The organism is Streptomyces antimicrobicus, assembly GCF_020532625.1.
Lineage (GTDB): Bacteria > Actinomycetota > Actinomycetes > Streptomycetales > Streptomycetaceae > Streptomyces > Streptomyces antimicrobicus.
In genome coordinates, this window is sequence record NZ_JAJAUY010000214.1 from 1 (window position 1) to 7,048 (window position 7,048).

Genomic DNA, 7,048 nt, shown 5'->3' on the forward strand with positions numbered 1-7,048 from the left:
CCGCGTGGGACGCGGCCGGGGCCCACGCGAGGGGGCCCGGTGCCAGGGCGTGCATGGCCAGGACGCCGGCCAGCACCAGCAGCGCGAACAGCGCGAAGCCGCGGCCCGTGGGGCGGCGGCTGAGGAGCTGGTCGGCTGCGGTCACGGGGTCATCGTACGAGTAGCCGCCCGGGCCCGGTGCACCCGCCGGCACCGAGGCGCCCGCTCCCACTCCCGCCCGCCCCAACTCTCGCCCGCCGCGGGCATGTTACGGTCCCGCCATGTCCAAGGCCGAGATAGACCAGCTGACCGCCGAATTCTTCGGCGCCTTCGACAACCGCCACGGGGCCGCCGACGTGGCGCGCGTCCGCCGGCTGATGCTGCCGGGCGGGGTGATCGTCAAGACCGGCCCGGACTTCACGGCGTACACGGTGGACGCCTTCGTCGAGCCCCGCGAGAAGCTGCTGGCCGAGGGCCGGCTCGTCGGGTTCTCGGAGTGGGAGACCTCCGAGCGGACCGAGATCGCCGGGGACGTCGCGGCGCGCTTCGGCACGTACGAGAAGTCCGGCGTGCTCGACGGGGAACCCTTCGAGGGCGGCGGGACGAAGTCCTTCCAGTTCGTCCGGACCGCCGACGGCTGGCGGATCTCGGCCTTCGCCTGGTCCGACCGGCCCTGACGACCGTCCTGACCACCGGCGCGGGCCGGCGCCCACGACCGGTACGTCCGTGCGGCGGCTGTCCATGATCGGCTGCTCACGGTCCGAGGGGCCCCGGTCCCCTCATGGTCGCCCCGGGGCCCGGCGCGGGCCACTCGCGCGCAGGGGGGCGGTACGGGCGGCCCAACACTCCGGGCGGGGCGCCCGGCTCTGCGGGACAATCTGACCAGGGGTTGTCGCTTCCGCCTGGTGAGGTGTGGTGCGTATGCGGAGTGCCGGCGACGGGACCCCCTGGGACACGGCCGACCTGGCCGCCCTGGTCCTGGACGCAGCGGGCGCCGTGCTGTGCTGCACCCCGGGGGCGGAACGGCTGCTCGGCCGGCCGGCGCAGGAGCTGTACCGGCTGTCCGTGCGCGCCCTGCTGGCGGACCCGGACCGCTGGCCGAACATGCGGCGGCTGCCCGGCACCGAGGAGTGGGACGGGGACACGGTCCTGCGGACGGGTGACGGCACCGAGCTGCACGCCTCCTTCCACATCTCGCCCGTGGGGCGCGGGCCGCAGGGCGGGGGCCCGCGGTGGCTGGTCCTGGGCGCCCCGGCCGAGGTGGTGGCCGCCGGGCGGCACGAGGTGGCGTTCATCCAGGAGCTGTTCCTGCAGAGCCGGGTGGGGCTGGCGGTGTTCGACGAGGAACTCCGGATCGTCCGCACCAACACCCCCCTGCTCCCGTACACGGGGCTGCCGGCCGAGCTGGCGGGGCACCGGCTGGGTGACTTCGTGTGGGAGGAGGACGCCCGCGCGATCGACACGCTGCTCGGCCAGGTGCTGCGCACGGGCGTGCCGGTGGTGCAGGCGGACGTGCTGGTCCGGACGGTGGTCGACCCGCGGGAGGGGCGCACGCTGTCGCTGTCGGCGTTCCGGTTGCAGGCTCCCGACGGCCGGGTCATAGGGGTGACCTCGCTGTTCACGGACGTGACCGAGCAGCAGCGGGCCACCCAGCGGCTGGAGCTGCTGCACCGGGCGACGGAGGCGCTGAGCGGCTCGCTGTCCGTCGAGGACACCACCCGGCTGCTGGTGGACGTCCTGGTGCCGGAGTTCGCGGACGTGGCCGCGGTGGACGTGGCCGGCTGGGCGCTGGCGGGCCGGGAGCGGCCCGGATCCCGGCAGGAGCCGGGCGGCCCGGGGGCGCGCCGGCCCGCCCCGCTGCGCCGGGTCGCCACGGCGGTGGCCGGCGGCGGGGCGGTGCCGGAGGGGGCCGAGGTCGGAACCGGGCCCGGAGCGGCCGGCGAGCCGGAGGGGCTCGCCGATCCGGCGGGGATGAGCGTGCCGCTGCGCGCCCAGGACAGCGTCCTCGGCCGGATCGTCGTACGGCGCTCCCCGCAACGGCGGCCGGCGTTCGACGAGGAGGACCTTCCGCTGCTCCAGGAGATCGCCTCCCGCACCGCCCTGGTGGTCGAGAACGCCCGCCGGTACGCGCGGGAGCGGCGGGTGGCGGTCCGGCTCCAGCGCAGCCTGCTGCCGCCGCCGGTGACCGAGAGCGCGGCCGTGCAGACCGCCAGCGTGTACCTGCCCACGGGGGCCGCGACCGGGGCGAGCGGGGACTGGTTCGACGTGATTCCGCTGTCCTCCGCTCGGGTCGCCCTCGTCGTCGGCGACGTCGTCGGACACGGCCTGCAGGCCACGGCCACGATGGGCCGGCTGCGGACGGCCGTGCGGACCCTCGCCGATCTGGACCTGGAGCCCGACGAGCTGCTGGCCCACCTCGACGACCTGGTCGTGCAGCTGATGCTGGACGAGCGGCGCGAGGACGCCGACCGCGACGACGAGGACGACGCGGACGAGGACGTGGACGAGCCGGACGGGGAGGGGCAGGGCGGCGGCGCGGACGCCGGCTCCGAGCGCGTCTTCGACTCGTACGGCGCGACCTGCCTGTACCTGACCTACGACCCGGTCACCCGGCACTGCGTGATGGCCAGCGCCGGTCACCCCCCGCCGGTGGTGCTGGGCCCGGACGGCACCGGCGGGTACCCGGACCTGAGTCCCGGGCCGCCGCTCGGGGTGGGCGGACTGCCGTTCGAGCGGCAGGAGCTGGTGGTCGAGGAGGGCAGCGTGCTCGCGCTGTTCACCGACGGGCTGGTGGAGCCGGGGCGGACGGACCTGGACGTGGGGATGGCCGCGCTGTGCCGGGAGTTGCGCGCGGCGCTGCCGCTGGCCCGGCCGCTGCGCGAGACCGGGCGCGCGGTGGTGGAGACCCTGGCGCCGGGCCCGCTGGACGACGACGTCACCTTGCTGCTGGCCCGGACCCGGGTGGTGCCGGTGGCCGACACGGCGGCCTGGATGCTGGACCCGGAGCCGGAGAACGTGGCCGTGGCCCGCGAACTGGTCGCCCGGCAGCTGGCGGGCTGGCAGCTGGACGAGCTGGTGTTCACGACCGAGCTGGTGGCGAGCGAACTGGTCACCAACGCCCTGCGGTACGGCGGCGGGGGCCCGGTCGAGCTGCGGCTGGTCCGCGCGGGCACGCTGATCTGCGAGGTCGCGGACGGCAGTGCGACGCAGCCGCGGATGCGGCGGGCCCGGACCGAGGAGGAGGGCGGGCGCGGCCTGTTCCTGGTCGCCCAGCTCACCCATCGCTGGGGCAGCCGCTACACGTGGCGCGGCAAGACCATCTGGACCGAGCAGACGCTGCCGGCGGCCCCGGCCGCCGATCGGTCGATCACCCCTACGACATAACGAAGTTGACGCAGCATCAGGTCAAGCGTCCCGGACTCTTGACTCCGTCGCCGCAGGTCGGGATTCTCGTCGCGCTCCCCCACCCTCGCTCGACGACGACGTGAGTGATGCCATGAGACGACGTACCCCCCACCGGCGAAGGCGCACGGCGGTCCTCTCGCTGCTGGTCACCCTGGTCGCCCTGGTGCTGATGCCCGGCACCGGTTCCGCAGCCACCGAACCGGGCTGGTGGAACCCGACCGCCCGGCCCGCGCCCGACTCCCAGATCAACGTGACGGGCGAGCCCTTCAAGGGCACCGATGCCCAGGGCAAGGTGCGCGGCTTCGTGGACGCGCACGACCACATCATGTCCAACGAGGCCTTCGGCGGGCGGCTGATCTGCGGAAAGGCCTTCTCCCCGCAGGGCATCGCCGACGCGCTCAAGGACTGCCCCGAGCACTACCCGGACGGCACGCTCGCCGTCTTCGACTTCATCACCAAGGGCGGCGACGGCAAGCACGACCCCGACGGCTGGCCGACGTTCAAGGACTGGCCCGCCCACGACTCGCTGACCCACCAGCAGAACTACTACGCCTGGATCGAGCGGGCCTGGCGCGGCGGCCAGCGCGTGCTGGTGAACGACCTCGTCACCAACGGGGTCATCTGCTCGGTGTACTTCTTCAAGGACCGCAGCTGCGACGAGATGACCTCGATCCGGCTGCAGGCGCAGAAGACGTACGAGATGCAGTCCTACATCGACTCGATGCACGGCGGTCCGGGCAAGGGCTGGTTCCGGATCGTCACCGACTCCGCGCAGGCCCGGCAGGTGATCGAGCAGGGCAAGCTGGCCGTCGTGCTCGGCGTGGAGACCTCCGAGCCGTTCGGCTGCAAGATGATCCTGGACGTCGCCCAGTGCAGCAGGGCCGACATCGACCGCGGCCTGGACGAGCTGTACGGGCTGGGCGTGCGCAGCATGTTCCTGTGCCACAAGTTCGACAACGCCCTGTGCGGGGTGCGCTTCGACGAGGGCGCGCTCGGTACGGCGATCAACGTGGGCCAGTTCCTGTCGACCGGCACCTTCTGGCAGACCGAGAAGTGCACGGGCCCGCAGCACGACAACCCGATCGGCCTGGCGGCGGCCCCCGAGGCGCAGAAGCAGCTCCCGGCGGGGGTCTCGGTGCCCTCGTACTCCGGGGACGCGCGGTGCAACACCCGGGGGCTCACCGAACTGGGCGAGTACGCGGTGCGCGGCATGATGAAGCGCAAGATGATGCTGGAAATCGACCACATGAGCGTCAAGGCCGCGGGACGCGCCTTCGACATCCTGGAGTCCGAGTCCTACCCGGGCGTGATCTCCTCGCACAGCTGGATGGACAGCGACTGGCTGGAGCGGCTCTACCGGCTCGGCGGGTTCGCCACCCAGTACATGAACGGCGCCGAGGCCTTCAGCAACGAGGCCCGGCGCACGGACGCGCTGCGCGAGAAGTACAACGTCGGCTACGGCTACGGCACCGACATGAACGGGGTCGGCGGCTGGCCCGGCCCGCGGGGCGCCGGCACCCCGAACCCGGTGCGCTACCCCTTCCGCAGCGCCGACGGCGGCTCGGTCATCGACCGGCAGACCACCGGCCAGCGCACCTGGGACCTCAACACGGACGGCGCCGCGCACTACGGCCTGGTCCCGGACTGGCTGGAGGACATCCAGATCGTCGGCGGCCAGGGCGTCATCGACGACCTGATGAAGGGCGCCGAGTCCTACCTGACCACGTGGGGCGGGTCCGAGCGGCACCGGGCCGGGGTGAACCTGGCCGCGGGCCGGCCGGTCGCGGCGAGCTCGGCGGAGTGGAACCCGTTCGTCAGCTACGCCCCGGGGCTCGTCGTCGACGGCACCCGGGCCACCCGGTGGGCCAGCGACTGGAGCGACGACCAGTGGGTCCAGATCGACCTGGGCTCGTCCCAGCTGGTGCGGCGCGTGACGCTGGACTGGGAGCGGGCGTACGGCAAGGCGTACCGGATCGAGGTGTCCGCGGACGGCTCGGCCTGGCAGACGGCGTGGTCGACGACCGCGGGTGACGGCGGCCTGGACACGGCGCGGTTCGCCGGGGTGCCGGCGCGCTACGTACGGGTCCACGGGGTGCAGCGCGGCACCCAGTGGGGGTACTCCCTGTACGAGGTCGGCGTCTACAGCGGCTGACGGTCGGGCGGACCGACGCGGACGGAAGCGGACGGAAGGAGGGTCCATGGCGCGGATGCCGTTGGCCGAGCGGCGGGTACAGCTGACCGAGGCGGCCATCCGCGCCATGACCCGCGACGGCGTCGCGAACACGACGACGCGTTCCATCGCCGCCGAGGCGGGCGTGTCGCTGAGCGTCTTCCACTACTGCTTCGACTCCAAGCAGGCCCTGCTGGAGGCCGTCATGGCCACGATCACCGAGCACTCGGCCTCGGTGGTGCGGCAGGCGCTGCGCCCGCGCAGCGGCCTGCGCGAGACGGTCCGGGCCGGCTTCCAGGCGTACTGGGACCACGTGTCCGCGCATCCGGGTGAGCACATGCTCACCTACGAGCTCACCCAGTACGCCCTGCGCCGGCCCGGGTTCGAGCATCTGGCGCGCCGGCAGTACGAGATGTACTGCGACACCTACGCCGAGCTGATCGGCCGGCTGCGCGACAGCATGGAGTTCGAACTGCGGGTGCCGGTGCCGGTGCTGGCCCGCTACCTGGCCGCGATGACCGACGGGCTGACCCTGAACGTGCTGGTCCTCGGCCCGGACGCGGCCTGGAAGGACATGCTCGACACCATCACCGACCATGTCGCGGGCCTGGTCCGGCACGACGGCTGACCGGCACGACGGCCGACGCACGACTGCCGACGCACGACGGCTGACCGGCACGACGGCCGACCGGCCCGCCGCCCGGGCCCGCGCGGCGGAGCCCGCTCAGTCGAGCCCCTCCTGCTCCGGGTCGTCCCGGGCGAGCCCCAGGGCGACCTGCTGGAGGATCTCCTCGGAGCTCGGCTCGGAGCCCGCCTCGTCGTAGGCGTCGGCCACCGCGTCGAAGGCCAGGATGAACCCGGTGATCAGGGCGCTCAGCGGGTCGGAGAGCTGACGGAGCATCGACAGGCCCACTTCCTCGGGGCTGCCGTTGGCGGGGACCACGAACTGGTCGGGGATCACCTCACCGAGCAGGTCGGAGACGAAGCTCTCCGTCGCTCCGCCGCGCAGGGCCGTGAGGGCTGCGATGGCCTTGAGCTTGATGTCGTTCTCGGTCACGGGGCGAGCCTAGTCCGCGGTCGGGGCGGGACACGGTCCGCGCCGTGCACGCCGTTCACGCCGCGCCGCCCTGGGCGGTGCCGGTCGTGTCGTCGTCGACGATCTCGGCGTCGACCACGTCGTCCTCACGGGGACGGGCGGCTCCGCCGGCTTCGGCATCCGCGTCGCCGGAGCCGGAGCCGGAGCCCGACGCCGAGCCCGAGCCGCTGCCGGTACCGGCCGCGCCCTGTGCGCCCTGCGCCGCCCGCGCCTCGGCGTACATGGCCTGGCCGATCTTCTGGCTGGCCGCGGCGACCTTCTCGGTGGCGGCCCGGATCCCCGCCGTGTCCTCCCCCTTGAGCTTCTCCTTCAGGTCGGTGAGGGCGCCTTCCACCTCGCTCCGCGCGTCCGCCGGGATCTTGGCCTCGTTGTCCTTGACGAACTTCTCGGTCTGGTAC

At 73.5% G+C, this 7,048-nt stretch carries 6 protein-coding genes; 4 read left to right on the forward strand and 2 right to left on the reverse strand.

Annotated elements, in window-relative coordinates:
- The first annotated feature begins 260 nt into the window (after window positions 1-260).
- The 4 genes from LG632_RS29025 to LG632_RS29040 all read left to right on the forward strand — a co-directional run bounded on the left by LG632_RS29025 (window position 261) and on the right by LG632_RS29040 (window position 6,182).
- Window positions 261-656: a nuclear transport factor 2 family protein gene (locus tag LG632_RS29025; protein ID WP_226730821.1), complete on the forward strand. Its 396-nt coding sequence runs from the start codon at window positions 261-263 to the stop codon at window positions 654-656.
- A 244-nt stretch (window positions 657-900) separates the two neighbouring features.
- Entirely contained in the window at window positions 901-3,363 is a 2,463-nt protein-coding gene (locus tag LG632_RS29030) for a SpoIIE family protein phosphatase (protein WP_226730827.1), read from the forward strand.
- A gap of 112 nt (window positions 3,364-3,475) precedes the next feature.
- The gene (locus tag LG632_RS29035) at window positions 3,476-5,536 is read left to right on the forward strand and encodes a galactose-binding domain-containing protein (RefSeq protein ID WP_226730836.1); all 2,061 of its coding nucleotides are present in this window, start codon (window positions 3,476-3,478) and stop codon (window positions 5,534-5,536) included.
- Between the two features lie 46 nt (window positions 5,537-5,582).
- Window positions 5,583-6,182, forward strand: coding sequence for a TetR/AcrR family transcriptional regulator (locus LG632_RS29040; RefSeq protein WP_226730838.1), 600 nt, complete (start codon window positions 5,583-5,585; stop codon window positions 6,180-6,182).
- Window positions 6,183-6,278: 96 nt separating this feature from the next.
- On the opposite strand, the gene LG632_RS29045 is transcribed toward LG632_RS29040, so the two are convergent.
- Together LG632_RS29045 and LG632_RS29050 are read right to left on the reverse strand one after the other, a co-directional pair.
- Entirely contained in the window at window positions 6,279-6,611 is a 333-nt protein-coding gene (locus LG632_RS29045; protein WP_226730839.1) for a hypothetical protein, read from the reverse strand.
- Between the two features lie 55 nt (window positions 6,612-6,666).
- Window positions 6,667-7,048, reverse strand: a 382-nt coding sequence (locus tag LG632_RS29050; RefSeq protein WP_226730848.1) for an Hsp70 family protein, incomplete at its 5' end; no start/stop codon positions are given.